Raw genomic sequence first — 25,403 nt, forward strand, 5'->3', positions numbered from 1 at the left:
TTAGGGTTTTAAACGGGCCTTTTCGCGCCCAGCCTGCTTTAATTGGGGCTGTTCGTTATCCAGCGTCAATGGAGTCCTGACATGGAAATCACCGGTAGCTCCGCCTATTACGCGGGCCTGAGTGCGATTCAAACCGGCCAGAACCGCGTCGATCAGGCCGCAGGCCAGATCGCCAACACCACAGCCGAACGTACCGCCACCAGCCAGTCCAGCGATTTTCAGGCTGAACGCCTGCGCGCAGTAGATCGCAGCCAGCAGATGGACCTGGCGACCAGCACCGTGCAAATGGTTGTTGGCAAAACCGAAGTCGAGCTTGGTGCAAAGGTGGTCAAGGCATCCGACGAAATGCTCGGTCGGATCATCGACACCTACGCCTGACAGGCAACCCTCAAATTAAACACAGCCCCTGTGGGAGCGGGCGTGCCCGCGAATGCGTCAGGTCAGGCATCTCTTTTGTCTGGCCGGGCCCTTTCGCGGGCACGCCCGCTCCCACAGAGGCGGCGTTTTTTCTGAGCGTGGCGTAAACGCCATTTTTCGTGGCGTAAATGGCACCATAGTCCCTCCTTGACATAAGCCAGAGCTAAACGTAAGTTTCAAACAACTGTTTGATAGACGGCCGCCAAGAGCTGGTCACCCCCACAGAACTCACCCAGAGGTTCATCGCAATGCCTGATTACAAAGCCCCCTTGCGTGATATCCGCTTCGTTCGCGACGAACTGCTTGGCTATGAGGCGCACTATCAGAGCCTGCCGGGCTGCCAGGACGCCACGCCCGACATGGTCGATGCGATCCTCGAAGAAGGCGCGAAGTTCTGTGAGCAGGTGCTGGCCCCGCTGAACCGTGTCGGTGACCAGGAAGGCTGCACCTGGAGCGAATCGGGCGTTAAAACCCCGACTGGATTCAAGGTAGCCTATGAGCAATTCGTCGAAGGCGGCTGGCCGAGCCTGGCGCATGACGTCGAGCATGGCGGCCAAGGCCTGCCAGAATCGCTGGGCCTGGCCCTGAGCGAAATGGTCGGCGGTTCGAACTGGTCGTGGGGCATGTACCCAGGCCTGTCGCATGGCGCGATGAACACCATCTCCGCGCACGGCACTGCCGAGCAGCAGCACACCTACCTGACCAAACTGGTTTCCGGTGAGTGGACCGGCACCATGTGCCTGACCGAACCTCACTGCGGTACCGACCTGGGCATGCTGCGCACCAAGGCCGAACCACAGGCCGACGGCAGCTACAAAGTGTCGGGCACCAAGATCTTCATTTCGGCCGGTGAACACGACATGGCCGACAACATCGTCCATATCGTCCTGGCCCGCCTGCCGGACGCACCAGCCGGCACCAAAGGCATTTCGCTGTTCATCGTGCCGAAGTTCCTGCCCAATGCTGAAGGCGGCGTGGGCGAGCGCAATGGCGTGAGCTGTGGTTCCATCGAGCACAAGATGGGCATCCACGGCAACGCTACCTGCGTGATGAACTTCGATGCGGCAACCGGCTACCTGATCGGCCCGGCCAACAAAGGCCTGAACTGCATGTTCACCTTCATGAACACTGCTCGCCTGGGTACCGCGCTGCAAGGCCTGGCGCATGCCGAGGTGGCCTTCCAGGGTGGCCTGAAGTACGCCCGTGAGCGCCTGCAGATGCGTTCCCTGACTGGCCCGAAAGCGCCGGACAAGGCTGCCGACCCGATCATCGTCCACCCGGACGTGCGCCGCATGCTGCTGACCATGAAAGCCTTCGCCGAAGGCAACCGTGCGATGGTGTACTTCACTGCCAAGCAGGTGGACATCGTCAAGTACAGCCAGGACGAAGAAGAGCGCAAAAAGGCTGACGCCCTGCTGGCGTTCCTGACCCCGATCGCCAAGGCGTTCATGACCGAAGTCGGTTTCGAAGCGGCCAACCACGGCGTGCAGATCTACGGCGGCCATGGCTTCATCGCCGAGTGGGGCATGGAGCAGAACGTGCGCGACAGCCGTATCTCCATGCTGTACGAAGGCACCACCGGCATTCAGGCCCTCGACCTGCTCGGCCGGAAAGTGCTGATGACCCAGGGCGAGGCCCTGAAGGGCTTCACCAAGATCGTGCACAAGTTCTGCCAGGCGCAGGAAGGCAATGAAGCGGTCAAGGAGTTCGTTGAACCGCTGGCGGCAATCAACAAGGAGTGGGGCGAGCTGACCATGAAAGTGGGCATGGCCGCCATGAAGGACCGCGAAGAAGTGGGTGCGGCCTCGGTGGATTACCTGATGTACTCCGGCTACGCCTGCCTGGCCTACTTCTGGGCCGACATCGCCCGCCTGGCAGCCGAGAAGCTGGCTGCCGGCACCAGCGAAGAGGCGTTCTACACCGCCAAGCTGCAGACTGCGCGCTTCTACTTCCAGCGCATCCTGCCGCGTACCCGTACGCATGTGGCGACCATGCTGTCGGGCGCCAACAACCTGATGGCGATGGACGAAGAGCACTTCGGCCTGTCGTACTGATTCAGCCGCTGTACCCAAAACCCGCCTGCCGTCACCGGCAGGCGGGTTTTTTCATTCTGCAGCCGGATGCCTATCCCTTGTAGGAGCAGCCTTGTGCTGCGAAGAGGGCATAACTGCCAAAGCAAACCTTCTGTCATACCGGCCCTTTCGCAGCACAAGGCTGCTCCTACAGGGGCCGCGTCGGAACTGATATTCAACTGTTCATGTGCACTGCCGATGAAGTAAGGGCACAATGCCACTATTGATCTGCCGGGTTGGAGATTACCCTTGTTTCGTCTTAACGCTGTTCGCGCAAGCCACTTCCTGCCTTCGCTGATCCTGTTGCTGGCAGGGCTCGCCGCAGCCTATGTGAGAGACCTCAGCGTCTTTTTCACATCGCTGTTCAACGTCCTTCCTACCTTGGTGCTGCTGCTGGGCGGTGCCTACTGCGCGGTGTACCGCCGCCAGCGTGAGCTGTTCATGATGCTCACGGTGTACATCGCCTACTATCTGCTCGACACCCAGACCGACTTCTACCGTGACCATGGCCGCGTGCGCGAGGATGCGGCCGTGATCTTCCACCTGGTATGCCTGCTGCTGCCCGCGCTGTTCGGCCTGTACGGCGCCTGGCAGGAACGCACCCACCTGCTGCAGGACATGGTCGCCCGCGGTGCCGTGCTGTTCGCCGTGGGCAGCGTGGCGGTAGCCCTCGAAAAAAGCTACCCCGAAGCGCTGCTGACCTGGCTGGCGGAGATACGCTGGCCAACCTTGCATGGCCAGTGGATGAGCCTGATCCAGATGGTCTACCCCTTGTTCCTCGGCGTGTTCATCCTGCTGGTGGTGCAATACCTGCGCGCACCGCGGCCGCTGCACGCTGCGTTGATAACCGGCCTGCTGGGCATTTTCTGGATGCTGCCGCAAACCTTCATCCTGCCGTTCACCCTGAACATCATGTGTAGCCAGGTGATGTTGATGATCGCCGCAGCGGTTGCGCACGAGGCCTACCAGATGGCCTTCCGTGACGAGCTGACCGGCCTGCCGGGGCGCCGTGCGCTCAACGAGCGCATGCAACGCCTGGGGCGCAACTACGTGATCGCCATGACCGATGTCGACCATTTCAAGAAATTCAACGATACCCATGGGCACGATGTGGGCGACCAGGTGCTGCGCCTGGTCGCCAGCCGCCTGTCCAAGGTGACTGGCGGTGGCCGCGCCTATCGATATGGCGGCGAGGAGTTCGCCCTGGTGTTCGCCGGCAAGACCGCCGAGGAATGTGTGCCCCACGTGGAGGCCGTGCGCGAGGTGATTGCCAACTATGTGATGCACCTGCGCGACCAGAGCAGCCGCCCACAGGACGATACAAGCGGGCGCCAGCGCCGGGCGGGCAACAGCGGCGGGACGGTGTCGGTCACCATCAGCATCGGTGTGGCCGAGCGCCAGGTTGACCACCGTAACCCTGAGGCGGTGCTCAAATCCGCTGACCAGGCGCTGTACAGCGCCAAAGGCGCAGGGCGCAATTGTGTCATGGTGCATGGGCAACAATCGCAGCGCGGTGCAGTGCGTACGGCGTGACTGGGCAAGACTGTGCGGTCAGTTGATGACCCTATGTCTCGTAAAAGTTGTTCGGTTACACTGCCGGTAACCCCAGTGTCGCGGTTCCCCGAGACCGCCCCGACCCGACTAGCGAGAGGTTGTCATGGCTGACTATAAAGCGCCCCTGCGCGACATGCGCTTCGTACTGAATGAAGTCTTCAATGTGGCCGAGCAGTGGGCGCAGTTGCCCGGGCTGGCTGAGGTAGTCGATGCCGATACGGCCATGGCCGTGCTGGAAGAAGCCGGCAAGGTCACCGCCAAGACCATCGCGCCGCTCAGCCGCGCCGCCGATGAAGAAGGCTGCCACTGGGACAACGGTGCGGTAAGCACACCGGCCGGTTTCATCGAGGCCTACAACACCTACGCCGAAGGCGGCTGGGTAGGCGTGGGCGGCGACCCGGTGTTCGGCGGCATGGGCATGCCCAAGGCCATCTCGGCCCAGGTCGAGGAAATGGTCAACGCCTCCAGCCTGGCGTTTGGCCTGTACCCGATGCTGACCGCTGGCGCCTGCCTGTCGATCAATGCGCACGCCAGCGAAGCGCTGAAGGCCAAGTACCTGCCGAACATGTACGCCGGCGTTTGGGCGGGGTCAATGTGCCTGACCGAGCCGCATGCCGGTACCGATCTGGGCATCATCCGCACCAAGGCCGAGCCGCAGGCCGACAGCAGTTACAAGGTCAGCGGTACCAAGATCTTCATCACCGGTGGCGAGCACGACCTGACCGAGAACATCATTCACCTGGTGCTGGCCAAGCTGCCGGATGCACCGGCAGGTGCGAAAGGCATTTCGCTGTTTCTGGTGCCGAAGTTCCTGGTCAACGAAGACGGCAGCCTGGGGGCGCGCAACCCGGCTACTTGCGGCTCGATCGAGCACAAGATGGGCATCCAGGCCTCGGCTACCTGTGTGATGAACTTCGACGAAGCGGTGGGCTACATCGTCGGTGAGCCGAACAAAGGCCTGGCGGCCATGTTCACCATGATGAACTACGAGCGCCTGGGTGTTGGCATCCAGGGCCTGGCCTCCGCCGAACGCTCCTACCAAAACGCGGTGGAATACGCTCGCGACCGGCTGCAGAGCCGCGCCCCGACCGGCCCGCATGCCAAGGACAAGGCCGCCGACCCGATCATCGTCCATCCGGACGTGCGCCGCATGCTGCTGACCATGAAGGCACAGATCGAGGGTGGCCGCGCCTTTTCCACCTATGTAGCCATGCAGCTGGACAGTGCCAAGTTCAGCGAAGACGCCGCCGTGCGCAAGCGCAGCGAAGAGCTGGTGGCACTGCTGACACCGGTGGCCAAGGCGTTCCTCACCGACCTGGGGCTGGAGAGCACGGTGCATGGCCAGCAGGTGTTCGGTGGGCATGGTTATATCCGTGAGTGGGGGCAGGAGCAGCTGGTGCGTGATGTGCGCATTACGCAGATCTACGAAGGCACCAACGGCATCCAGGCCCTCGACCTGATGGGGCGCAAGGTGGTGGCCAGCGGTGGCGCGTACTACAGGCTGTTCTCTGATGAGATCCGCCAGTTCATTGCCAGTGCTGGCAGCGAACTGGACGAGTTTGCCAAGCCGTTGGCTGCCAGCCTCGACCAGCTCGACGGGCTAACCGAATGGGTGCTGGAACAGGCCAAGGGCAACCCGAATGAAATCGGCGCGGCGTCGGTCGAGTACCTGCATGCCTTTGGTTATGTGGCCTATGCCTACATGTGGGCGTTGATGGCGCGGGCGGCCAATGCGGGTGAGGGGGACGAGGCGTTCTACTCGGGCAAGCTGGGGACGGCGCGGTTCTACTTTGCGCGGTTGCTGCCACGGGTGGATTCGCTGGTGGCATCGGTGAAGGCGGGGAGCGAGTCGCTTTACCTGCTGGATGCCGAGCAGTTCTGACGGATTCTGGGGCCGCTTTGCGGCCCATCGCGACGCAAGGCCGCTCCCACAGGTATCGCGTAGAGTTGGACAGTTGCGCGGTCCCATGTGGGAGCGGCCTTGTGCCGCGATGGGCTGCGCAGCAGCCCAATTCACGGCATGAATCTTCTTTGTAAGCTTTTTCCTACACGACGTGGTGACTTTTCACCACTGTTCTCAGATTGGATCCACGGTTAATCTTTACCACATGGACGTTGCGCAGGAAGCGCAAAGGACAGATCAAGGAAGACGACGAAGGACCACCTGCCAGGATGGCGGGGCGATACGGATGTCACAGGGAAACAGTCTGGAAAACCCCGCTTCGGCGGGGTTTTCTTTGTGCGCGTGTTTTTCAGGCCAGCACGTCCAGCGGTGATGGCCCCAACAGGCGGGCGTCCGTCTCCTCCTCCAGCAGCGTGCGCAGTAGCTCCACAGAGGCCTGCTGGCGCTGAGCATCGCGGAACACCAAGCCAACCTTCAGCGGCACCCGCGGCTCGCTCAACGGCTTCCACAGCAGGCCCTGATCATCCTCGGCGGCTTCTTTGGCCCGGCCCGGCAGAATGGTGGCCAGTGCGGTGTGCGCCAAGCTGTCGAGAATCCCCGCCATGTTGTTCATTTCTGCCTGCACGTGTGGTCGCCGCCCCTGGCTGGCCAGCTGCGCCTGCCAGATCTGGCGGATCTGGAACTCCTCGCCCAGCATCAGCATGGGCAACTCGGCGGCCTGGCGGATGGACACCTTCTTGAAATCCTTCAGCGGGTGGGTATCGGGGATCACCAGCTGCAGCTCGTCTTCGTACAGCAGCAGGCCATGCAGCCCAGGCTGGCGCGGAGGCAGGTAGCTGATGCCGATGTCCAAGCTGCCGTTGAGCAGCCGCCGTTCGATCTCCAGCCCCGACAACTCGTAGATCTGCACCACAAGGTGCGGCTGTGCCTTGCGCAGCCGTTCGAGCAGCTGTGGCACCAGGCTCGGCCGCACGGTCTGCAACACGCCGATAGCCAAGGTGCGAAGCGACTGGCCCTTGAAGTTGCGCATGGCCTCGTGGGCGCGCTGCAGGCCATCGAGCAATGGCAAGGCGTGGTTGTACAGGGTGTGGGCAGCCAGGGTGGGCAGCAGGCGCTTGTTGCTGCGCTCGAACAGGCTCAGATCGAGGCTGTGTTCCAGTTGGCGGATCTGCTGGGAGAGTGCCGGCTGGGACAGTGACAGGCGCTCGGCGGCGCGGCCCACGTGGCCTTCTTCATACACCGCGACGAAATAACGCAGTTGGCGGAAATCCATAAGTAACACTTATCGAAGATGCTGGAAAAACGAAATGGTCGAAAACCCTCGCGAAGCCTAGTCTATCGCCGTATTCCAACGGGTTACAGCGATCATTGGGTCGATTGTTACCCCGGATGAAAAACACTTTTGATAGGCAAGGCAAAATATCGAGTGTCGGCACCAAGACCGCACCGTAGCCGCCCTTTACCGTGATTGGTTGGAGCCCTGATGAACCTGTTCAACCTGCGCCGCTCGGCCCCTGCCGCTGTCGCCGAGCCCAAGCGCGCGCCGGTGATTGTGCCGCACGCTGATGAGTTGTCGCGTGATCGCCTGATGCCCAGCGCCGAACGGGCAGCGCAGGTGTTCGTGCGTGGTCAGGGCTCCTGGTTGTGGGACAACGAAGGGCGTGCCTATCTGGACTTTACCCAGGGTGGTGCAGTCAACAGCCTGGGCCATAGCCCCAGCGTGCTGGTGAAGGCACTGGGCAACCAGGCCCAGGCGCTGATCAACCCGGGCTCGGGCTTCCACAGCCGTGGCCTGTTAGGGCTGGTCAACCGCCTGTGCCAGAGCACCGGCAGCGAGCAGGCCTACCTGCTGAACAGCGGTGCGGAGGCCTGTGAAGGTGCGATCAAGCTGGCGCGCAAGTGGGGCCAGCTGCACCGCAACGGCGCCTATCACATCATCACTGCCACCCAGGCCTGCCATGGCCGCAGCCTGGGCGCCCTGTCGGCGTCCGACCCGCTGCCGTGCAACCGCTGTGAGCCTGGCCTGCCGGGCTTCAGCAAAGTGCCGTTCAACGACCTGGCCGCCCTGCACGCCGCCGTGGATTCGCGCACCGTGGCCATCATGCTTGAGCCAATCCAGGGCGAGGCGGGTGTTATCCCCGCCACCCAGGAATATCTCAAGGGCGTGGAAACACTGTGCCGTGAACTGGGCATCCTGCTGATCCTCGATGAGGTGCAGACCGGTATTGGCCGCTGTGGCGCGCTGCTGGCCGAGGAGCTGTATGGCGTGCGCGCCGACATCATCACCTTGGGCAAGGGCCTGGGCGGCGGTGTGCCCCTGGCTGCCTTGCTCGCCCGGGGCACGGCATGCTGCGCCGAGCCTGGCGAACTGGAAGGCAGCCACCATGGCAATGCGCTGATGTGCGCCGCCGGCCTGGCTGTGCTGGACACCGTGCTGGAGCCTGGCTTCTTCGCCCAGGTGCAGGATAACGGCCGCCACCTGCGTGAAGGCCTGAGCCGCCTGGCTGGGCGCTATGGGCAGGGTGAGGTGCGCGGGCAAGGCCTGCTGTGGGCACTGCAACTGAAAGAAAACCTTGCCAAAGAGTTGGTGGCAGCGGCCCTGCATGAAGGCCTGCTGCTCAATGCACCGCAAGCGGATGTGGTGCGTTTGTCGCCAGCGCTGACCGTGAGCAAGGGCAACATCGACGAAATGCTGCTGCGCCTGGCCCGCGCCTTTGCCCGCCTGCATGCCCAGCAGCAGGCCCGCCGCGAAATGCCGGCGTAGCTGTTTGGCAAGACCGAGAATTCTACGAACCGTCTGGCGTTCCTGCGCATCGCCCCTGGCCTGTTTTATTCGGCCCGGGGCGTTTTTTTTTGCCTGTGGAACCTCTGTGGCGGGCGGCTAGTCTTTGATGTAACCCTTCAGGAGAGACTCGCATGGACTTTATTCGCATCATCATCGCCATTCTTCTGCCACCGCTGGGCGTGTTTCTGCAGGTGGGGTTTGGCGGGGCGTTCTGGCTGAATATTCTGCTGACCTTGCTGGGTTACATTCCGGGGATCGTGCACGCGGTGTACATCATCGCCAAACGGTGAGGTTTTCTGGGGCTGCTTCGCAGCCCATCGCGACACAAGGCCGCTCCCACAAATGTCCTGCGGACGCCGATTAATGTGGGAGCGGCCTTGTGTCGCGATGGGCCGCAAAGCGGCCCCAAAATCTCAGGTCTCCAACACCCGGCAATAAAACTTCCACTCCTCTTCCAACGCATGCGCCAGGTTATCCGCTTTGCGGAACCCATGCCGCTCCCCCGCATAGAAGTGCCCTTCAGCCTCGATGCCGTTAGCCTGTAACGCCGCCAGCATGGCGCGGGTCTGCTCTGGCACCACCACAGCATCCAGCTCACCCTGAAAGAAAATCACCGGCACCTTGATCTGCCCTGCATGCAGCAGCGGCGTGCGCTGGCGATAGCGTTCGGCATCCTGGAGCGGGTCGCCGATCAGCCAGTCCAGGTAATCCCCTTCGAACTTGTGGGTGGCACGGCCCAGGGCAACCGGGTCGCTGACCCCGTACAGGCTGGCGCCGGCGCGGAACACGTCATGGAACGCCAAGGCGCACAAGGTGGTGTAGCCACCGGCGCTACCGCCGCGGATAAACGCCTTGTGCTTGTCGACCAGGCCTTGAGCAGCCAGGTATTCGACCGCCGCGCAGGCATCGGCCACATCGCTCTCGCCCCAGCGCAGGTGCAATGCCTGTCGGTATTCCCGGCCATAGCCGGTGCTGCCCCGGTAGTTCAGGTCGGCCACGGCAAAGCCGCGTTGGGTCAAGTACTGGATGCGAGGGTCGAGCACGGGATAGCAGGCCGACGTCGGCCCGCCGTGGATGAACACCACCAGCGGGGCGGCGCCTTGCGCCTGCGCTGGCGGGTAGAAGAAACCATGGGCCTGCTCGCCGTCACTGCCATAGCGGATAGGCTGCGGCAGGCTGATCTGCTCCGCCGGCAGCATCTCGACACCACCGGCCAGTACGCGGACCTCGTGGTTGCGGCGGTCGATGGCAATCACTGCCGGCGGGCTGATGGGCGAGGCGGCAATGGCATACAGGTTTTCGCTGTCCATGGCCAGGCTGCGAAAGCGTGTGTAGGCACTGGCGTAACGCGCCATGCGGCCATCTTCATGACGCAGCCCCAGTTGCCCGAAGCCATCTTTGAACCAGCTGGCCAGGTAGCTTTGCGGCCCCAGCGCCAACCAGGTACAGGTGCCCAGTTGCCAAGGCGCAGCCGCGTGGTCGGCAGGCCCGGCAGGCAACGCCTGCCAGTGGCCATCGACTTCCCCCCAGGGCTGCCAGAAGCCATTGCGGTCGGACAGGCAGTAGAGCCGGCCTTCGGCATCGAAGCGCGGTTGCTGCAGCGACTCACCATCGCTGGCCACGCACTGCGCGGGGCCCCAGTGGCCACTGCTGTCGCGTAAGCGGCACATCAATCGGGTGAGGGTCCAGGGCTGTGCCGGGCGGTCCCATTCGATCCACGCCAGGCGCATGCCATCGGCACTCACCGTGGGTGAGGCGTAGAAATCGGCGCCCTCGGCGAGCACTTCGCGGCTGCTTTCAGCCAAAGCCACCAGGCGATGCTCTACCTGCTCGGCATGGCGCTCCTCGACGGCCAGCACCTGGCCATGGTGCCACTGCACATCGCCGTAGCGGCAGCTGGCATCCTGGGTCAGCGCACGCGGTGGCACATCGTCCAGCGGCTGGGTGTAGACCTGCTGGTCCTTTTCGTTGACGAACACCAGCCCGTCGCCACCCAGGCAAAAGCTGCCACCGCCATATTCGTAGACCCGGCTGCGCACGCTGAAACCATCCGGGGTCAGGCAGCGGGCCTGGTGGTACAGCCAGTGCCAGATACGGCAAGCACCGTCGGCGGGGCGAAATTCGATCCAGAACAGCCCGTCGGCACTGACTTTGAGTTCGGTGAAGTCGGTACCGGCGGCAACTGCCTGGGCCGCGCTGAATTCAGCCGCGGGCGATGACACGGGAGTTTCGATCATTGCGGAAGGTCATCTGTTCAATGGCGAGCTGGGCGGTTTCCGCCTCCTCGCGGGCCTTGAGGATGATGCCGTGCTCGGCCGACTTGGCGCACACAGGGTCGGCGTTGCTGGCATCGCCGGTCAGCATGAAGGCCTGGCAGCGACAGCCGCCGAAATCCTTTTCTTTTTCGTCGCAGGAGCGGCACGGTTCGCGCATCCACTCATAACCACGGAAGCGGTTGAAGCCAAACGACTCATACCAGATATGGTGCAGGTCGTGGTCGCGTACATTGGGGAACTTCACGGGCAGCTGGCGGGCGCCGTGGCAGGGCAGCGCGGTGCCGTCCGGGGTAATGGTGAGGAACAGGTTGCCCCAGCCATTCATGCAGGCCTTGGGGCGCTCTTCGTAGTAGTCCGGAGTGACGAAGATCAGCTTGCACGGGTTGCCCTCGGCCTTGAGCTTTTCCCGGTACTCGTTGGTGATGCGCTCGGCCCGCTCCAGTTGCTCGCGGGTTGGCAGCAGCCCCAGGCGGTTGAGGTGCGCCCAGCCGTAGAACTGACAGGTGGCAAGCTCGACGAAGTCGGCTTCCAGGGCAATGCAAAGCTCGATGATGCGGTCGGTCTTGTCGACGTTGTGCCGATGGGTGACGAAGTTGAGCACCATCGGATAGCCGTGGGCCTTTACGGCACGGGCCATCTCCAGCTTTTGCGCAAAGGCCTTCTTCGAGCCGGCAAGCAGGTTGTTGACCTGCTCGTCGCTGGCCTGGAAGCTGATCTGGATATGGTCCAGGCCGGCCTTCTTGAAATCGGCGATGCGCGCTTCGGTCAGGCCGATGCCCGAGGTGATCAGGTTGGTGTAGTACCCCAGCCGGCGGGCTTCGCCGATCAGCTCGGCAAGGTCCTGGCGCACCAGCGGTTCACCGCCGGAAAAGCCGATTTGCGCGGCGCCCATTTCCCGCGCTTCGGCCATCACCTTGAACCACTGTGCGGTGCTCAGCTCCTGACCCTGGGCGGCAAAGTCCAGCGGGTTGGAGCAATACGGGCACTGCAGCGGGCAGCGGTAGGTGAGCTCGGCCAGCAGCCACAGCGGCAGGCCGACCTCGGGCGTAGGCGGCAACTCAGGCGAGGACGATCCAGTGTTCGGCACGGGCCACCTCCATGAACTGCTCGATGTCATCGGCCACTTCCGGGACATCGGGGAATTGCTGTTCGAGTTCGCTGATGATGGCTGCCACGTCACGCTGGCCGTCGATCAGGCCACCGATCAGGCTGGCGCTTTCGTTGAGCTTGATCATGCCTTCGGGGTACAGCAACACATGGCCCTTTTGTGCCGGCTCGTACTGGAAGCGGTAGCCGGGGCGCCAGCTCGGCACCTGATTGCGATCAAGACTCATAGGGTGATCCCCTTGTGCCACACCCGGTCCAGGGTGACGGAGTGATAAGGCGGGCGGTTCAACTCGTAGGCCATGCTCATGGCGTCGAGCATGCTCCAGAGGATATCCAGCTTGAACTGAAGTATCTCCAGCATACGCTCCTGGCCCGCGCGGGTGGTGTAGTGCTGCAGGGTAATCGCCAGGCCGTGCTCGACGTCACGCCGGGCCTGGCCCAGACGGGTGCGGAAGTACTCGTAGCCGGCCGGGTCGATCCACGGGTAGTGCTGTGGCCAGCTGTCCAGTCGCGACTGGTGGATTTGCGGGGCGAACAGTTCGGTCAGCGAGCTGCTGGCCGCTTCCTGCCAGCTGGCGCGGCGGGCGAAGTTGACGTAGGCGTCCACGGCAAAGCGTACGCCGGGCAGTACCAGCTCCTGGGAGCGCAGCTGGTCCGGGTCGAGGCCGACCGCCTGGCCAAGGCGCAGCCAGGCTTCGATGCCACCGTCCTCGCCGGGGGCGCCGTCGTGGTCGAGCAGGCGCTGGATCCACTCGCGGCGTACCTCGCGGTCCGGGCAGTTGGCCAGGATCGCGGCATCCTTCATCGGGATGTTGACCTGATAGTAGAAGCGGTTGGCTACCCAGCCCTGGATCTGCTCGCGGGTGGCGCGCCCCTGGTACATCGCCACGTGGTACGGGTGATGGATGTGGTAATAGGCGCCCTTGGCGCGCAGGGCCTGCTCGAATTCGGCAGGGGACATTGGCAGTGCGTCGCTCATTCGGCTGGCTCCTGTAAAGCTGAGTCTCGGCTCGATCCCTGTGGGAGCGGGTTTACCCGCGAACACCGGCGAAGCCGGTGCCATACACTGTGTTGGATTCTTCGCGGGTGAACCCGCTCCCACAGGGGGACTTTGTTGCTTGTGCGATCTGGGTGTTACAACTCGATGCTCATGCCATCGAAGGCAACTTCGACGCCCCGGCGCAGGACTTCGGCGCGCTCGGGTGAGTCTTCGTCGAGAATCGGGTTGGTGTTGTTGATGTGGATAAGTACCTTGCGCTGGCGCGGGAAGCCGTCGAGCACTTCCAGCATGCCGCCAGGGCCGTTCTGGGCCAGGTGACCCATCTCGCGGCCGGTGCGGGTGCCCACGCCACGGCGCTGCATTTCGTCGTCTTCCCACAGGGTGCCGTCGACCAGCAGGCAGTCGGCACCGTGCATCATCGCCAGCAGCTTTTCGTCTACCTGGCCCAGGCCCGGTGCGTAGAACAGCTTGCCGCCGGTGCGGGTGTCTTCGACCATCAAACCCAGGTTATCGCCCGGGTGCGGGTCGAAGCGGTGCGGGGAGTAGGGCGGCGCGGCGCTGCGCAGCGGGAACGGGGTGAACTTGAGGTTTGGGCAGGCGTCGATCACGAAGCTGCCTTCCAGCTCGATGCGGTTCCACTGCAGGCCACCGTTCCAGTGGCTGAGCATGTTGAACAGCGGGAAACCGGTGGTGAGGTCCTGGTGGACCATGTCGGTGCACCACACCTGGTGCGGGCAACCTTCGCGCAGGCTGAGCAGGCCGGTGGTGTGGTCGATCTGGCTGTCCAGCAGGACGATGGCGTTGATGCCGGTGTCGCGCAGCGCCCGGGCCGGCTGCATCGGCGCAAAGGCCTGGAGCTGGGCGCGGATGTCGGGCGAGGCATTGCACAGCACCCAGTGCACGCCGTCGTCGGACAGGGCGATAGACGATTGGGTGCGCGCCGTGGCCCGCAGGCTGCCGTCACGGTAGCCCTTGCAGTTGACGCAGTTGCAGTTCCACTGCGGGAACCCGCCACCGGCGGCGGAGCCGAGAACCTGGATGTACATGGCCACTCTCTATGCAGAAAACCGTGTCGTAAAAACGAAAACGCCCCGGCGGGCCGAGGCGTTGAGGCGCAAGCCTGGCTTAGCGGCTTGCGAAGTACATGGTGACTTCGAAACCGATACGCAGGTCAGTGTAAGCAGGTTTGGTCCACATGGAATTACTCCTTCCGAATGAGGGTTGGGTTGCTCAGCTATTACTTGGGTACCGCCATGGGCCGGCAGTTCCCTGAAACTGGGATTGCGCTATCTTACAAGAAAAATTTGTACCGAAAGGTTAATTATTCGAAAAGCGCCGTTGCAATTGGCGTAACAATCGCGAGGTTGTTCACTGCCATTCAAGGGTTGGCGCGGCAGCGTTGGCCAAGCAGAGCCAAGGGCAATCCTTATCGAGCAGGGTGCCCAGCAGTTGGTCCAGATCCGTCTGCCGCGTCTTCAAGATAGCCCTGCGCAGCTCATCCAGCGTGCCGGGTTGTGTAGCCAGGTGTGTCTGCCATGCCCATTCGGCAACGTCGGCGTTGGCCATGGCGGGCTCGTCGAATTGCTCGGCCAACGCCACGCGAGCGCCCGGATCCAGCGTGATGCCTTGCCGCAGCAGGGTGAGCAGGTGGTCGAGGATCTGCGCTTGGCGGGTATGTGGCGACTGCACCCCGAACAACAGGCCGCCGACACCCTCGACCTGACGAAAGGTACTGAACACCGCGTAGCCGAGTTGCAGCTCTACCCGCAGCCGTTGGTAAACCGGCCCTTGCAGCAATTGCGCAAGCACGCGGCCGCTGGCTTCGCTGGCCGCAGGGAGCGGGCAGAACAGCAACAGGGCGTGTTCACTGCCGGGTACTTCGGCGTGCTGCCAACGGTGGCTGGCCCATGTAGGCGGGGGGGCAGGCAGCGAGCCTTGCCCAGGGCAGTGCTGTAACGCAGTGCCCAAAGCGCTTAGCGCAGCAGCGTCGAAACCTGTGGCAAGGCCATGCCAGCGGGCGTGCTGCCACAGGCTGTCGAGTTGCGACTGCGTCGGCATGCTGGCAGGCGCACTTGCGGGGTGGGCGCCCACTACCGCGTCGGGCAGTTGCTTGAGCAAGGCCCTGATGGGGATCAGTGGCGGTGGCGTCGCCGTGCTGGGCTGCCAGCAACTGGTTGCTGGCTTGAGCATCAGGGCCAAGGCCTGCTCCACTGCCCGAAGCACCGCTGCCGGTTGCCCGGCGCAGCGCAATTGCCAGTATTCGCCAACGGCACTGAACAGCAGTTGCACCGACGCGCGCTCGCAGCGCTCCTGCAGTGGGGCCAGCGCCTGTTCCAGCACGGCCTGCAAACGCTGGCGCAGGGGCGATGGCACGTGCCAGCGCAGGTAAAGCGCGGCGTACTGACGGGTACCAGGCAGCAGGTCGCTGGTCTTCAGGGCCGCCGGTAGAGGTTGCGCCGAGGCAAGGGGCAAATCAGCCATGAGCAAGGCGTCGACGGGGGGCAGTTGCCATTGCCCATGCACGTGGCCCGGCAGGCCTTTCAGCAGTGCGCCCAGGGCCTGCAGACCTTGCGCATCCAGCTTGGCGAACGGCTGGCCCGCGCTGTCCCGGCGAGCCAGCTCAAGCGCGCCGGCGCTGCGTTCACGGCTGAGCTGCAGCAGGCCGAATGCGTGGTTCATCTGCTCAAGGTCGGCCTGGCGGATGAAGCTGAACCAACCCTGCAGCAGGGCATCTGCTTCGTCCGGTTTGGCGCTTGCGCTGAGCTGCAGGTCGATGTGCCAAAGTAACTGCCCGGCGAAGCTGTACAACCTCTCGGCCTTGAAGCTTTGCAGCCAGCCGCGTTGGCGCAGCGCATGCAGCCAGGTATCCGGGCGGTTGTCGCCCAGGCAACTGATCAGTAATTCCAGGGCCTGCTCGGCACCTGCCGGTAGCTTTTCATGGGTGAACACCAGGCGCGTGTTCGTTGGCGACAGTAGTGGTGGCAGCGTTTGTAGCGCCTGCGTACCCGTCGCGAACAGGCTGGCATGCTGCCTGCCCAGCTGTTCCAGTTCATCCAGCGCCTGTGGGCCACACAGGCTCAGGGTCATCTGGCCTCCCTGGTAATAGCGTTGGTGAAAGCCTTCGAGGGCTTGCTGAAAGGCGGGGTTCTGCAAGGCCAGGGTGTGCCGGTTACCGGCGTGAAAAGCCCCTAGCGGATGCCCCGGCGACATCGATTGCAGCAAGGCGAACTGCTGCTGAGCCTGCGGGTTGCGCGACCAGGCGATGAACTCGGCGTGGATCACTTCGCGTTCGCGGCGTTGGCGCTCGATGCCCAGGTCCGGTTCGGCCAGCATCTGGCACAGGCGCTCAAGGCCCCCAGCCAAGGCATTGGTCGGCACTTCGAAGAAAAAATCGGTGGCGCGTTCCCGGGTGCTGGCGTTGACCTGGCCACCGAGGGCCTGGACGTAGCGCATCAGGCCATCGTTCAGGGGGAACTGCGCGGTGCCGAGGAAGAAAAGGTGTTCGAGGAAGTGGGCCAGGCCGGGCCACCTGGTGGGAGCGTCATGGCTGCCCGCGTGCACCCGCAATGCGGCGGCCGAGCGCTTAAGGCGCGGGGCGTGGCGCAGGGTGAGCTGCAGGCCGTTGGCGAGGGTGAGGTGGCGGGTGGTGTCAGGCATGGAAACTCCGGGTAGGTGTTCATGCTAACCCATTTGTATGAGCAGGCCCGGCCTCTTCGCGTGCGCGCCCGCTCCTACAGGTATGGTGTGGCTTGCAGACTGACACCAATCCTGTGGGAGCGGGCGCGCCCGCGAATGGGACGTCAGCTTTTACGCAGGTGCAGTTCCTGGCGCAGGTCTGTCAGGTAAGGAAATGCCTCCCGCCCCTGCACCACCTGCTCATGCTCCAGCTCCGCCAGCAGCAGGCATTCATCCCGCCCACCCATGGCCAGCAGGCTGCCATCAGGGCCTATGATGCTGCTCTGCCCGCAATACTGGATGTCGTCTTCCGAGCCGCAATAATTGGCATACACCAGGTAGCACTGGTTTTCCTGCGCCCGCGCCCTCACGGTCACCTGGCAGACGAAGTCGTACGGGGCCATGTTCGCCGTCGGCACCAGGATCAGTTCGGCACCACCCAGCGCCAGGCGTCGGGCGTTCTCCGGGAACTCGATGTCGTAACAGATCAGCAGGCCGACTTTCCAACCGTCCAGTTCCACCACCGGGAAGTGATCGGCGCCGGCGCTGAACATCGCGCGGTCCAGCTCACCGAACAGGTGAGTCTTGCGGTAGTTGCACAGGCTGCGCCCGTGCGCGTCGATCAACTGCACACTGTTGTAGATCGCCCCATCATCACCACGCTCGGGGTAGCCATAGACGATCGCGATGCGGTGCGCCTGGGCTATTTCCACCACGTCCATCGCCGCCGGGCCATCGTCGGCTTCGGCCAGCCGCTCGACCTGGGGCAGGCCGATGTTGTAGCCGGTCAGGAACATTTCCGGGCACACCAGCAACTGTGCGCCGCGGTCGGCTGCCAGCTGCGCCTGGTGGCGCAGCCGTTGCAGGTTGCCGGGCACGTCCAATGGCTGGGGGGCGCCCTGGAACAGAGCAATGCGCATGGTGCCTCCTTGAGTCAGTCTGCCAGGGCGATCGGGCCGATCTCGTCAAACACATCGCCCGGGCCGGGGTTGTCCGGGTGGGTCTGGCCACCGAAGTGGTTCATGATACCCCACACCGCATTCAGCGACGTCTGCACCGCGCCTTCCACCCACGCCGGGGTCCACGACACGTCGTCACCGGCGATGAACATGCCGCGCTGCTCGGCAGGCATGTCCTGCTGCATGAAGTGCGCGTACATGCGCTGGTTGTAGCGGTAGTGGCCCGGCAGTGCGCCCTTGAAGGCGCCGAGGAAGTGCGGGTCGGCCTCCCAGGAAATGGTGATCGGGTCGCCGATGATGTGCCCGGCGATATCGGTCTTGGGGTAGATCTTCTTCAGCGCATCCAGGGCCAGCTGCACGCGCTTTTCCACCGGGTGCGGCAGCATCTTCAGCGCGTCGCTCATCCAGGCGTAGGACAGGCAGATCACCCCCGGCTTGTCGTCGCCGTTGTCGAACAGGTAGGTGCCGCGGGTGAGGCGGTCGGTGAGGGTCATGCTCATCAGGTCGCGGCCGGTTTGCGGGTCCTTGTCCTTCCAGAACGGCCGGTCGACCATGACGAACGTCTTCGACGATTGCATGTAGCGGGTGCGGTCCAGGGCCATCCACATTTTTTGCGAGAACAGCGATTCCTCGCAGTCGATCTGGGTGGTCAGCAGCCAGGTCTGGCAGGTGGCGAGCACGGCGCCGTAGTGCCGGGTGTCGCCCCAGTTGTCGGTGACCGCCAGGCGGCCATCGGCGGCACGGGCGATGCGCTTGACCCCGGTGCGCGGCGCGCCGCCATGCAGGCCGCTCAGGCTGGTGCCCTCCGGCCAGTGGGCGCAGCGCTCCGGCACATGGCGCCAGATACCTTGCGGCACCTGCTCCACACCGCCGACGACCAGGTGCTGGTGGTCGTCGCAGTTGGTCATCACCACGCGGAAGATTTCCAGCATCGAGTTGGGGAAGTCCGAGTCCCATCCGCCGGTGCCAAAGCCGACCTGGCCGAACACTTCGCGGTGCTGGAAGCTCAGTTTGGCGAACGAGCGCGAGGTGGCCACGAAGTCGTAGAAGGTGCGGTCGTCCCACAGCGGCACCAGCTTGTTCCACAACTCCTTGAGCCGCGGTACATCGCGGTCGCGGATGGCTTGCTGGATGTCGGCGAACTGGGCGCCACTTTCCAGCGCATCGGCCCAGGCGTCGGCCACTTCGTGGAACAGCGTGGGCAGGTCGGAGGTTTTTTCCGCGTAATAGGTCTGGCCTTCCAGGTCGATCACCGTACTGCCCGATGCCGGGGTCAGCGGGTTGGGGAAGGGCTTGGTCTCCAGGCCCAGCTTGTCCACGTAGTGATAGAACGCCGTGGACGACACCGGGAAACGCATGCCGCCGAGTTCGGCGATGATCCCGTCGGTGCCGTTGAAGGCTTGCGAACGCAGCCGGCCACCCAGCTTGGAGGCCTCGTACACCACCGGCTTCAAGCCCAGCTTCATCAGCTCGTACGCCGCCACCAGTCCAGCGATACCGGCACCCACGATGGCCACTTCTTCACCTTGGCGATCTGCTGGGATGCTGCCCAGGCCTGCGGGGTGTTCCAGCCAGTCGTCGAAGGCGAAGGGGAAGTCCGGGCCAAAGATGGTGATGGGCTGCTTGCCGTCGGCGGGGTGGCGGTTTTTCTTGTTCATGAAGTGACCTTGCCAGAGAGGCTGCGCTGGGTGGCGGAGCCTGAGTATAGGAGATGGCTGGAGGTCATTTTAAGGGGTGGGGGAATCGTAATTAAGGTGCATATTGGTGTCTTAATGTATTACTTTTCGTCGAAAACATAAGTTTAAAATTATTTATGACGAAGTGCTTGTAGTGCGATTTGCTGTGCCTATCAGATCGAGCGCCGCCCGCGTGGCGCTCGATCTGATAGGCGCAGTAAATTGCAAGGCAAGCACCTGGTGGCCTCATGCGGCCTCTCTGGAGGCCATAAGTACACTTTGGACGGGGTGTGATCCGCCAATTCCTACACCCAACGCTCGAATTAAAGAATTACCCTACGCTCGCTATCGCCTCAGTCTGGCATCGCGGGAACGGCTTCATCGTTAACTTCACCGGGTCGCCGAAAATTCGGTGATCGGGCGTGAGAACCCGCTGATCTTTCTAGAGGCGCACTGCTATGGCAGCTGTGCGCGGGCAGGCTTTGCCTGGCCGGGTATGCGCCTCCAAGTTCGCCGGTTCTCACCTCGCGCATGGCTGCCACCCAATTCCCGTGAGAAGGAAGCGATTGGCCGCCAGTCATCCCTGTGATCTGGAGGCTATACCATGACTGACCGTTTGCCCGATCAACCTGTAAAACTGCAACCCACCGCTGAAAAGCCCTTTTGCAACTGCGAATCCAGCCACCCGCCGTTATTTGCCATCCGTCCTGGCATCGACGCCGCCGACGCTCTAGTCCACGCCTGCCTGCTGGCCCGTGGCCTCAACCAGATTGCCACTGACTACGCCCAGCACCACGCCCCCGAGCGTAGCCGTGACATCGTCTGGTCGATGCAGCATTCTGCCGAAAGCCTTTCGGCGATTCTGGAGGGACTGCTCGACGGGCAGGAGGCCTGATTGATCAGATTGGCTGACCGCGATCCACCTTGCTGCTGAGAATGATCGACGTGGTGGTCTTCTCCACCCCGTCGACGCTACCGATCTGGTCGAGCAACTGGTCCAGTTGTTCGGGCGAGTCTGTACGCAGCCAGGCCACATAGTCGAATTCGCCGCTTACCGCACACAGCTGCTGCACCTGGCCCATGGCACTCAGGCGGCGTACCACTTCCTTCCCGGAGCGCGGCTGCACCTTGATCCCCACGTACGCTTGCAGCCCGCCACCCATCACACTCTGACCCAAGCGCACGCCATAGCCTGAGATGACCTTGTTCTTCTCCAGCCGTTCCAGGCGCGAGTTGACGGTGGTGCGGGCGATGCCCAGCTGGCGCGCGAGGGTGGCGACGCTTTCGCGGGCGTTGATTTGCAGCAGGGCGATCAGCTGGCGATCGATTTCATCCAGCGTGATGGAGCGGGAATCCGACATGGCGAGTCTCTACGGTTGGCCTGCTAGCCTAGCCAGCGAGTGCCAATCAGGGCAAGGGCGGGCACAGCTGAACAATCCGACGGGCTGCTACAACGACCGCGCTGGCCCGGTGGCTGTGCCTTCGGCATGATGAAGCGCCAGGTCAATGGGAAACTCAGCGTGAACCTCGACCACCTGCTCGAATGCTGGCGACTGGAAGTCTCCAACAAGAAAAGGCCCGGACGCCGTACCAGCCTGCTGTTCAACGTGCTGCGCCGTGCACGCAAGGACAACAAGCTGCGCTTTCTGTTTTCCTTCCGCCTGGCCCAGTACCTCGACGCCTGCGGCGGCCTGCTCCGGCGTCACGCGCGGCGCATGCAACAGCGGCTTAACCTCAAGTACGCGGTGGACATCGACATCGGCGCACAGATCGCGCCCGGCCTGCGCATCGCGCACCTGCCTGGGGTGGTGATCACCCGACACGTGAGCATCGGGCGCAATTTCTTTGTTCGGCAAAACTGCTCGATCGGCATCAAGACCCTCGGCTTGGCGGAATACGCGCTGCGCATTGGCGACAACGTGAGCATGGGCGCCAACAGTTGCATCGTTGCCGACCGTATCGAAATTGGTGACAACGTGGTGATCGGAGCGATGTCGCTGGTTACGCGGGATATTCCGGATGGCATGACGTTCTACAACCCGCGGCAGGTCGAGATGCGGCCGAGAGAGACGTAACCAGAAACGTTACATTTTTGAGGCTGTAGGCGTGTTGCTCGAATGGTACTGTCTGGTGCAACCATTGCACTGTATGATTAGCCCATGCCCACGATCCATCGATTGTCCAATTGCGTAATCTGCCTGTATGCAAATGATCATCTGCCCCCGCATTTCCATCTGCGATTCAGTGATGGTCGTCAGGCACTGATTGCGATCAATGATTTGACTCCGGTGGCCGGCTTTGGTGGTTCGCGGGTTTCCCAGCGCGAGATGAGCGAAGCGCTTGAATGGGCTTCGCGGAACAGGGCTCGACTGCTAGCAATTTGGGAGGAGCTGAATCCATGACCAACAAACAATTCCAGCTGACAGAGGTCGCCGCGGTGGCCCCCGCTTCATTGCTGCTGACCTTTGCGGACGGGAAGCAATTCACGGTGGCGCTGGATGAAATCATCGGGAAACACACGACGTTGGCCCCGCTTGCCGACCCCGAGGTATTCGCAACGGCTGCCATTGGCGAGTGGAATGACACGGTCATCTGGGCTAACAACGACAATCTTGAACTTGCTGCTGACAACCTGCGTGCACGAGCGGTTGAACAGGCAGGGGAGTGTTCACATGAACTCATCTGGAATTGGATGGCCAAGCATGAGTTGACGTTGGACCGTGCTGCACAGGAGCTCGGGCTGAGCAGGCGGATGTTGGCTTATTACCGTAGCGGCGAAAAGCCCGTGCCGAAGACTGTGGCCCTGGCTATGAAAGGATGGGAAGCACTTCGGTTGGCTGAGGCGCGAGCAAAAAGCGCGTCTCGTCGCACGTCTGGCAAGTACACAGACAGTTTGGTGGGGGCGGGGCATGTACGGAAGAAGAGAGCGTAACTGCGTAGCCGATCCACAGCCAAAAAAAGCCGCGCATTTGCGCGGCTTTCGTATTTGGTGGGCCCACACGGACTTGAACCGTGGACCAAAGGATTATGAGTTGCCGGGCGGTTTGATATGACTAGAGAAATCACCCGAAGCTGAACGTAACCTAACACACCTGAAAGCCCAGTAATACAAGGGGTTGTCCGTAATCTACAGAAATCCACCCAAGCTCGGCGCTGTACCGTGATCGTACCGTTTCCATGAGTCGCAGTGGCTGTCCTCCGTAGCAAAAAGATCATTGATTGTTGACATTCAATGCATGTCGAAGGGGTCGACGAAACCAGCGGAAAGCCTACGAACGGCATTACCTTGAATCGGTGATATCGTTTTGATAGCCTCAGCTCAGGCTTATGGGCAGATTTTGGATCGCGGATCGCGATCAGTGAAAACAATGTCCGAAAGGACTGCCCTATGAGACTTGTCGACGTTTGACGGTCCCTCCAGTTGCGTAGGAGTGCCCATAAGCCGCCTCTCACCTCACCTGCGTAGTGCGTCTTATGAGAAAAATCGATGCCCTCCGGGCCGTTCGGACGAAGCCTGAACTCGCACTACTCTTGGGAATCAAAGCCTCTGCTCTTACCTATCTGCTTTACGTACTGAAACCGTCTACCCAGTACGCTAGGTTTGAAATTCCAAAAAAAAGTGGTGGAACTCGCACGATCTTTGCCCCCTCTGAGCGGCTCAAAGCTGTGCAATCCTCTCTATCTATACTTCTGCAGGATTGCATCGAGGAAATAAATAAAGCAAAGCCCCCGCGAGCTCCTAAGGGTAGATTCGCAAAAAACGAGGGTAAAACTCGTGGGAGGCGCGCAAAGCGGGTGGATTATGTTTTTACGTCAACGCTTTCTCACGGTTTTGTGCGTAAAAGGTCGATCATAACAAATGCCATGATGCATTTGGGTAAGAAGAACGTTTTAAACATAGATATTAATAACTTTTTTGATAGTTTTAACTTCGGCCGTGTCCGGGGATTTTTTATAACTAATAACAATTTTCGTCTTGATCCTAATGTTGCAACCGTTCTCGCTCAAATAGCCTGTTATGACAATAAGCTTCCGCAAGGGAGTCCATGCTCGCCAGTCATCACAAACCTAATAGCCCACAGTTTAGATATCAGGCTAGCTGCGCTGGCAAAGAAAAACTCCTGCACTTACTCACGCTATGCAGATGATATAACTTTCTCAACGCGAAAAAATGTTTTCCCTATAGCTATTGCTAAGAATGTCTCCGGAAGCTATGAGTGCGGGCTCGACATCGAACGCGAGATTATTCGAGCTGGCTTTAAACTGAATGCTAAAAAAACAAGGGTTCAGTATAAGGACTCACGTCAGGATGTTACAGGCCTTGTCGTGAATGAAAAGCCAAACGTAAAGAGTGAGTACTGGCGGACAGTGAAATCTCAATGCCATTCGCTTTTCAGAACTGGAGAATTTGTAACTAAGAGTGGCGCCGTAAGTAGAAGAGGAACGCTGTTTGAGTTGGAGGGCCGCTTAAATTTCATTGACCAGGTCGATTACTATAATCGCCTGCGACAGAAGCTGCCATTAAATCGCGAGTATGCTTTGGCTGACCATAAGCTCAATACTCGCGAACTCCTAAGCGGTAGAGAAAGAACGTTTAGTAGATTTTTGTATTATCGGCATTTTTACGCTAACGACAAACCGATTATTATATGCGAAGGTCAAACTGACAATATTTACATAAGGTCAGCCATACACAGTCTTGCTGCTGCGTACCCGCGACTTGCAAAGGTGAAAACTCCTGTTGCACCCTACAAACTTCTGATTTCTTTGTTCGGATACAGTGAAAGAACCAAATTTTTGCTTCAGTTGTATGGTGGTGCTAATTATCTAAAGAGCTTCATCGAGCAATATGAAAGACACTATGGTTTCTATCAGGCGCCAAAGCCTAAAAATCCTGTAATTATTGTGTTTGATAATGATAGCGGTTTTGGCACGACTGAAAACTTCCTGAAGGGCAAAAGTTCAGCGGTAGTTTATCCGGTTGCGAGTAGAGGGGCAGGATATCGCCACGCAGAATTTATCCATGTCATCCATAACCTATATATCGTGCTAACCCCTTTAGGGGGCGCAAAGAGTACATCAATTGAAGATCTTTTTTTAAAGTCGACTTTGGATGAAAAGGTTTCGGGAAAAAAATTCAATCCTGACAAAAATATAGACACTGCTACGGAATATGGCAAAGAGGTGTTTGCCAAAAAAGTCATTCTGGCTAAAAAGGGCAGTATAGATTTTTCAGGATTTTCAACAATTTTAAATCGTACTGTGCAATGCATAGAGCACTACGATTCGATAAAATAATTTTGTTTAAGCAAATTTGGGGTAGATATGCTTGGGCCGATAAGTTATGTATGTGAAAGATCTGCGGAATATGTGCTTATCCCTGAGCTGGTAAAAAAACTACGTGAAAAGTATAGCTCTGTAACCCCAATTTATCCGTGGATGACTCGGGAGGGATCAGGCTTATCCAAGGACTTGCACAGCGCTCATGGATTTAGAGTCTTGGGCTTATACGCCAGGCGCCCTAAGGTTTTAAGAGAACAAAACGGATTGATCCATATGAAAATCAACCACGAATTGGCTGTAGCAGCTGCGGCGGGGCGTAGCTTAGGCATCCCTATGATTGCTGGATGCCCGTTGGCAAAAGATTTAATTGAGCTCGGGGATTGTAATAGGTTTTTTTGGGTGGATCTAGCCAAGGTCAAGCCTTCAGATTTGGGGTTTGATATGGTTATCGATAATCCATTGGCGGATGAAACTCAAGATAAGAAGTTTGTGATTGACAATCTCGACGAAGTGCTGCGCATTGTTGAGGCGGAGTCAAATCTAATCGGCTTTGATACTTTCTTGGAATCCATGAAAGTAATCGGCATGGCGAGTAGGGGGGGAGGGGCTTACCACCCATTAGCCTTCATGGGTGGCTATAAAGCAGTTTATCTGTTGCTCACGGATGTTTAAAGGTCAGGACGGTTCTAAGGATGA

Annotated in this window: 23 protein-coding genes; 12 read left to right on the top strand and 11 right to left on the bottom strand. The window is 60.7% G+C overall.

Annotated features, from left to right (window positions below; genetic code table 11):
- Window positions 1–81: 81 nt before the first annotated feature.
- The 4 genes from E8E78_RS02025 to E8E78_RS02040 all read left to right on the top strand — a co-directional run bounded on the left by E8E78_RS02025 (window position 82) and on the right by E8E78_RS02040 (window position 5,925).
- The gene (locus tag E8E78_RS02025) at window positions 82–378 is read left to right on the top strand and encodes a hypothetical protein (protein ID WP_016497674.1); all 297 of its coding nucleotides are present in this window, start codon (window positions 82–84) and stop codon (window positions 376–378) included.
- A 287-nt stretch (window positions 379–665) separates the two neighbouring features.
- Window positions 666–2,471, top strand: coding sequence for a phenylacyl-CoA dehydrogenase (locus tag E8E78_RS02030; protein ID WP_049273799.1), 1,806 nt, complete (start codon window positions 666–668; stop codon window positions 2,469–2,471).
- Between the two features lie 267 nt (window positions 2,472–2,738).
- A complete protein-coding gene (locus tag E8E78_RS02035; RefSeq protein WP_049273801.1) occupies window positions 2,739–4,022 on the top strand; it encodes a GGDEF domain-containing protein in 1,284 nt (427 codons plus the stop codon).
- A gap of 124 nt (window positions 4,023–4,146) precedes the next feature.
- On the top strand, window positions 4,147–5,925 hold the full coding sequence (locus E8E78_RS02040) for an acyl-CoA dehydrogenase C-terminal domain-containing protein (protein ID WP_049273803.1): 1,779 nt from the start codon (window positions 4,147–4,149) through the stop codon (window positions 5,923–5,925).
- 370 nt (window positions 5,926–6,295) lie between these two features.
- Here the strand turns inward: E8E78_RS02040 and E8E78_RS02045 are convergent, their stop codons facing one another.
- Window positions 6,296–7,219, bottom strand: coding sequence for a LysR family transcriptional regulator (locus E8E78_RS02045; RefSeq protein WP_049273805.1), 924 nt, complete (start codon window positions 7,217–7,219; stop codon window positions 6,296–6,298).
- A gap of 210 nt (window positions 7,220–7,429) precedes the next feature.
- Between E8E78_RS02045 and E8E78_RS02050 the strand changes: the two genes are divergently transcribed.
- Both E8E78_RS02050 and E8E78_RS02055 read left to right on the top strand, forming a co-directional pair.
- Window positions 7,430–8,710, top strand: a complete 1,281-nt coding sequence (locus E8E78_RS02050; RefSeq protein WP_049273807.1) for an aminotransferase class III-fold pyridoxal phosphate-dependent enzyme — start codon at window positions 7,430–7,432, stop codon at window positions 8,708–8,710.
- Window positions 8,711–8,862: 152 nt separating this feature from the next.
- Window positions 8,863–9,021: a YqaE/Pmp3 family membrane protein gene (locus E8E78_RS02055; protein WP_003177654.1), complete on the top strand. Its 159-nt coding sequence runs from the start codon at window positions 8,863–8,865 to the stop codon at window positions 9,019–9,021.
- Window positions 9,022–9,144: 123 nt separating this feature from the next.
- Here the strand turns inward: E8E78_RS02055 and E8E78_RS02060 are convergent, their stop codons facing one another.
- The 9 genes from E8E78_RS02060 to E8E78_RS02100 all read right to left on the bottom strand — a co-directional run bounded on the left by E8E78_RS02060 (window position 9,145) and on the right by E8E78_RS02100 (window position 19,406).
- Window positions 9,145–10,968 carry a S9 family peptidase gene (locus E8E78_RS02060; protein ID WP_280312516.1) on the bottom strand — a complete coding sequence of 608 codons (1,824 nt, stop codon included), beginning with the start codon at window positions 10,966–10,968 and terminating at the stop codon, window positions 9,145–9,147.
- Window positions 10,934–12,094: a pyrroloquinoline quinone biosynthesis protein PqqE gene (pqqE, locus tag E8E78_RS02065; RefSeq protein ID WP_280312518.1), complete on the bottom strand. Its 1,161-nt coding sequence runs from the start codon at window positions 12,092–12,094 to the stop codon at window positions 10,934–10,936. The genes E8E78_RS02060 and pqqE overlap by 35 nt, the downstream gene beginning before the upstream one ends.
- The gene (gene pqqD / locus E8E78_RS02070) at window positions 12,066–12,341 is read right to left on the bottom strand and encodes a pyrroloquinoline quinone biosynthesis peptide chaperone PqqD (protein WP_016497682.1); all 276 of its coding nucleotides are present in this window, start codon (window positions 12,339–12,341) and stop codon (window positions 12,066–12,068) included. Before pqqD ends, pqqE begins: the two co-directional genes overlap by 29 nt.
- Window positions 12,338–13,093 carry a pyrroloquinoline-quinone synthase PqqC gene (pqqC, locus tag E8E78_RS02075; protein WP_049276099.1) on the bottom strand — a complete coding sequence of 252 codons (756 nt, stop codon included), beginning with the start codon at window positions 13,091–13,093 and terminating at the stop codon, window positions 12,338–12,340. The genes pqqD and pqqC overlap by 4 nt, the downstream gene beginning before the upstream one ends.
- A gap of 155 nt (window positions 13,094–13,248) precedes the next feature.
- The gene (gene pqqB / locus E8E78_RS02080) at window positions 13,249–14,160 is read right to left on the bottom strand and encodes a pyrroloquinoline quinone biosynthesis protein PqqB (RefSeq protein ID WP_049276100.1); all 912 of its coding nucleotides are present in this window, start codon (window positions 14,158–14,160) and stop codon (window positions 13,249–13,251) included.
- Window positions 14,161–14,239: 79 nt separating this feature from the next.
- On the bottom strand, window positions 14,240–14,311 hold the full coding sequence (gene pqqA, locus E8E78_RS02085; RefSeq protein WP_008365141.1) for a pyrroloquinoline quinone precursor peptide PqqA: 72 nt from the start codon (window positions 14,309–14,311) through the stop codon (window positions 14,240–14,242).
- Between the two features lie 171 nt (window positions 14,312–14,482).
- Complete coding sequence (gene pqqF / locus E8E78_RS02090) at window positions 14,483–16,771, bottom strand: pyrroloquinoline quinone biosynthesis protein PqqF (protein ID WP_049276101.1); 2,289 nt, start codon at window positions 16,769–16,771, stop codon at window positions 14,483–14,485.
- A 143-nt stretch (window positions 16,772–16,914) separates the two neighbouring features.
- A complete protein-coding gene (locus tag E8E78_RS02095; RefSeq protein WP_049276103.1) occupies window positions 16,915–17,709 on the bottom strand; it encodes a carbon-nitrogen hydrolase family protein in 795 nt (264 codons plus the stop codon).
- Between the two features lie 14 nt (window positions 17,710–17,723).
- The gene (locus E8E78_RS02100) at window positions 17,724–19,406 is read right to left on the bottom strand and encodes an NAD(P)/FAD-dependent oxidoreductase (RefSeq protein ID WP_049276104.1); all 1,683 of its coding nucleotides are present in this window, start codon (window positions 19,404–19,406) and stop codon (window positions 17,724–17,726) included.
- Window positions 19,407–20,028: 622 nt separating this feature from the next.
- Between E8E78_RS02100 and E8E78_RS02105 the strand changes: the two genes are divergently transcribed.
- On the top strand, window positions 20,029–20,319 hold the full coding sequence (locus E8E78_RS02105) for a hypothetical protein (RefSeq protein ID WP_016484596.1): 291 nt from the start codon (window positions 20,029–20,031) through the stop codon (window positions 20,317–20,319).
- Window positions 20,320–20,323: 4 nt separating this feature from the next.
- Here E8E78_RS02105 and E8E78_RS02110 read toward each other — a convergent pair whose 3' ends face one another.
- Window positions 20,324–20,785, bottom strand: a complete 462-nt coding sequence (locus E8E78_RS02110; RefSeq protein WP_059394951.1) for an Lrp/AsnC family transcriptional regulator — start codon at window positions 20,783–20,785, stop codon at window positions 20,324–20,326.
- 159 nt (window positions 20,786–20,944) lie between these two features.
- On the opposite strand from E8E78_RS02110, the gene E8E78_RS02115 reads away from it, so the two are divergent.
- From E8E78_RS02115 to E8E78_RS02135, 5 genes are all read left to right on the top strand, one after another.
- Window positions 20,945–21,499: a serine acetyltransferase gene (locus tag E8E78_RS02115; protein ID WP_049273788.1), complete on the top strand. Its 555-nt coding sequence runs from the start codon at window positions 20,945–20,947 to the stop codon at window positions 21,497–21,499.
- 84 nt (window positions 21,500–21,583) lie between these two features.
- Window positions 21,584–21,826, top strand: coding sequence for a DUF4160 domain-containing protein (locus E8E78_RS02120; RefSeq protein ID WP_016497692.1), 243 nt, complete (start codon window positions 21,584–21,586; stop codon window positions 21,824–21,826).
- A complete protein-coding gene (locus E8E78_RS02125) occupies window positions 21,823–22,356 on the top strand; it encodes a DUF2442 domain-containing protein (RefSeq protein ID WP_049273784.1) in 534 nt (177 codons plus the stop codon). Before E8E78_RS02120 ends, E8E78_RS02125 begins: the two co-directional genes overlap by 4 nt.
- 542 nt (window positions 22,357–22,898) lie before the next feature.
- Window positions 22,899–24,722 carry a retron Ec67 family RNA-directed DNA polymerase/endonuclease gene (locus E8E78_RS02130; RefSeq protein ID WP_280337078.1) on the top strand — a complete coding sequence of 608 codons (1,824 nt, stop codon included), beginning with the start codon at window positions 22,899–22,901 and terminating at the stop codon, window positions 24,720–24,722.
- 258 nt (window positions 24,723–24,980) lie between these two features.
- Window positions 24,981–25,379, top strand: a complete 399-nt coding sequence (locus E8E78_RS02135; protein WP_280337079.1) for a hypothetical protein — start codon at window positions 24,981–24,983, stop codon at window positions 25,377–25,379.
- The last annotated feature ends 24 nt before the right edge of the window (window positions 25,380–25,403 follow it).

Origin of the sequence: Pseudomonas sp. BN505, assembly GCF_029873175.1 — a bacterium.
Classification (GTDB): domain Bacteria; phylum Pseudomonadota; class Gammaproteobacteria; order Pseudomonadales; family Pseudomonadaceae; genus Aquipseudomonas; species Aquipseudomonas putida.

Coding starts and splice junctions, on each gene's coding strand:
- E8E78_RS02025 (WP_016497674.1), top strand. CDS start 82: ATGGAAATCACCGGTAGCTCCGCCTATTACGCGGGCCTGAGTGCGATT.
- E8E78_RS02030 (WP_049273799.1), top strand. CDS start 666: ATGCCTGATTACAAAGCCCCCTTGCGTGATATCCGCTTCGTTCGCGAC.
- E8E78_RS02040 (WP_049273803.1), top strand. CDS start 4,147: ATGGCTGACTATAAAGCGCCCCTGCGCGACATGCGCTTCGTACTGAAT.
- E8E78_RS02045 (WP_049273805.1), bottom strand. CDS start 7,219: ATGGATTTCCGCCAACTGCGTTATTTCGTCGCGGTGTATGAAGAAGGC.
- E8E78_RS02050 (WP_049273807.1), top strand. CDS start 7,430: ATGAACCTGTTCAACCTGCGCCGCTCGGCCCCTGCCGCTGTCGCCGAG.
- E8E78_RS02055 (WP_003177654.1), top strand. CDS start 8,863: ATGGACTTTATTCGCATCATCATCGCCATTCTTCTGCCACCGCTGGGC.
- E8E78_RS02060 (WP_280312516.1), bottom strand. CDS start 10,968: ATGATCGAAACTCCCGTGTCATCGCCCGCGGCTGAATTCAGCGCGGCC.
- pqqD (WP_016497682.1), bottom strand. CDS start 12,341: ATGAGTCTTGATCGCAATCAGGTGCCGAGCTGGCGCCCCGGCTACCGC.
- pqqC (WP_049276099.1), bottom strand. CDS start 13,093: ATGAGCGACGCACTGCCAATGTCCCCTGCCGAATTCGAGCAGGCCCTG.
- pqqB (WP_049276100.1), bottom strand. CDS start 14,160: ATGTACATCCAGGTTCTCGGCTCCGCCGCCGGTGGCGGGTTCCCGCAG.
- pqqF (WP_049276101.1), bottom strand. CDS start 16,771: ATGCCTGACACCACCCGCCACCTCACCCTCGCCAACGGCCTGCAGCTC.
- E8E78_RS02095 (WP_049276103.1), bottom strand. CDS start 17,709: ATGCGCATTGCTCTGTTCCAGGGCGCCCCCCAGCCATTGGACGTGCCC.
- E8E78_RS02100 (WP_049276104.1), bottom strand. CDS start 19,406: ATGAACAAGAAAAACCGCCACCCCGCCGACGGCAAGCAGCCCATCACC.
- E8E78_RS02105 (WP_016484596.1), top strand. CDS start 20,029: ATGACTGACCGTTTGCCCGATCAACCTGTAAAACTGCAACCCACCGCT.
- E8E78_RS02110 (WP_059394951.1), bottom strand. CDS start 20,785: ATGTCGGATTCCCGCTCCATCACGCTGGATGAAATCGATCGCCAGCTG.
- E8E78_RS02120 (WP_016497692.1), top strand. CDS start 21,584: ATGCCCACGATCCATCGATTGTCCAATTGCGTAATCTGCCTGTATGCA.
- E8E78_RS02125 (WP_049273784.1), top strand. CDS start 21,823: ATGACCAACAAACAATTCCAGCTGACAGAGGTCGCCGCGGTGGCCCCC.
- E8E78_RS02130 (WP_280337078.1), top strand. CDS start 22,899: ATGAGAAAAATCGATGCCCTCCGGGCCGTTCGGACGAAGCCTGAACTC.
- E8E78_RS02135 (WP_280337079.1), top strand. CDS start 24,981: ATGAAAATCAACCACGAATTGGCTGTAGCAGCTGCGGCGGGGCGTAGC.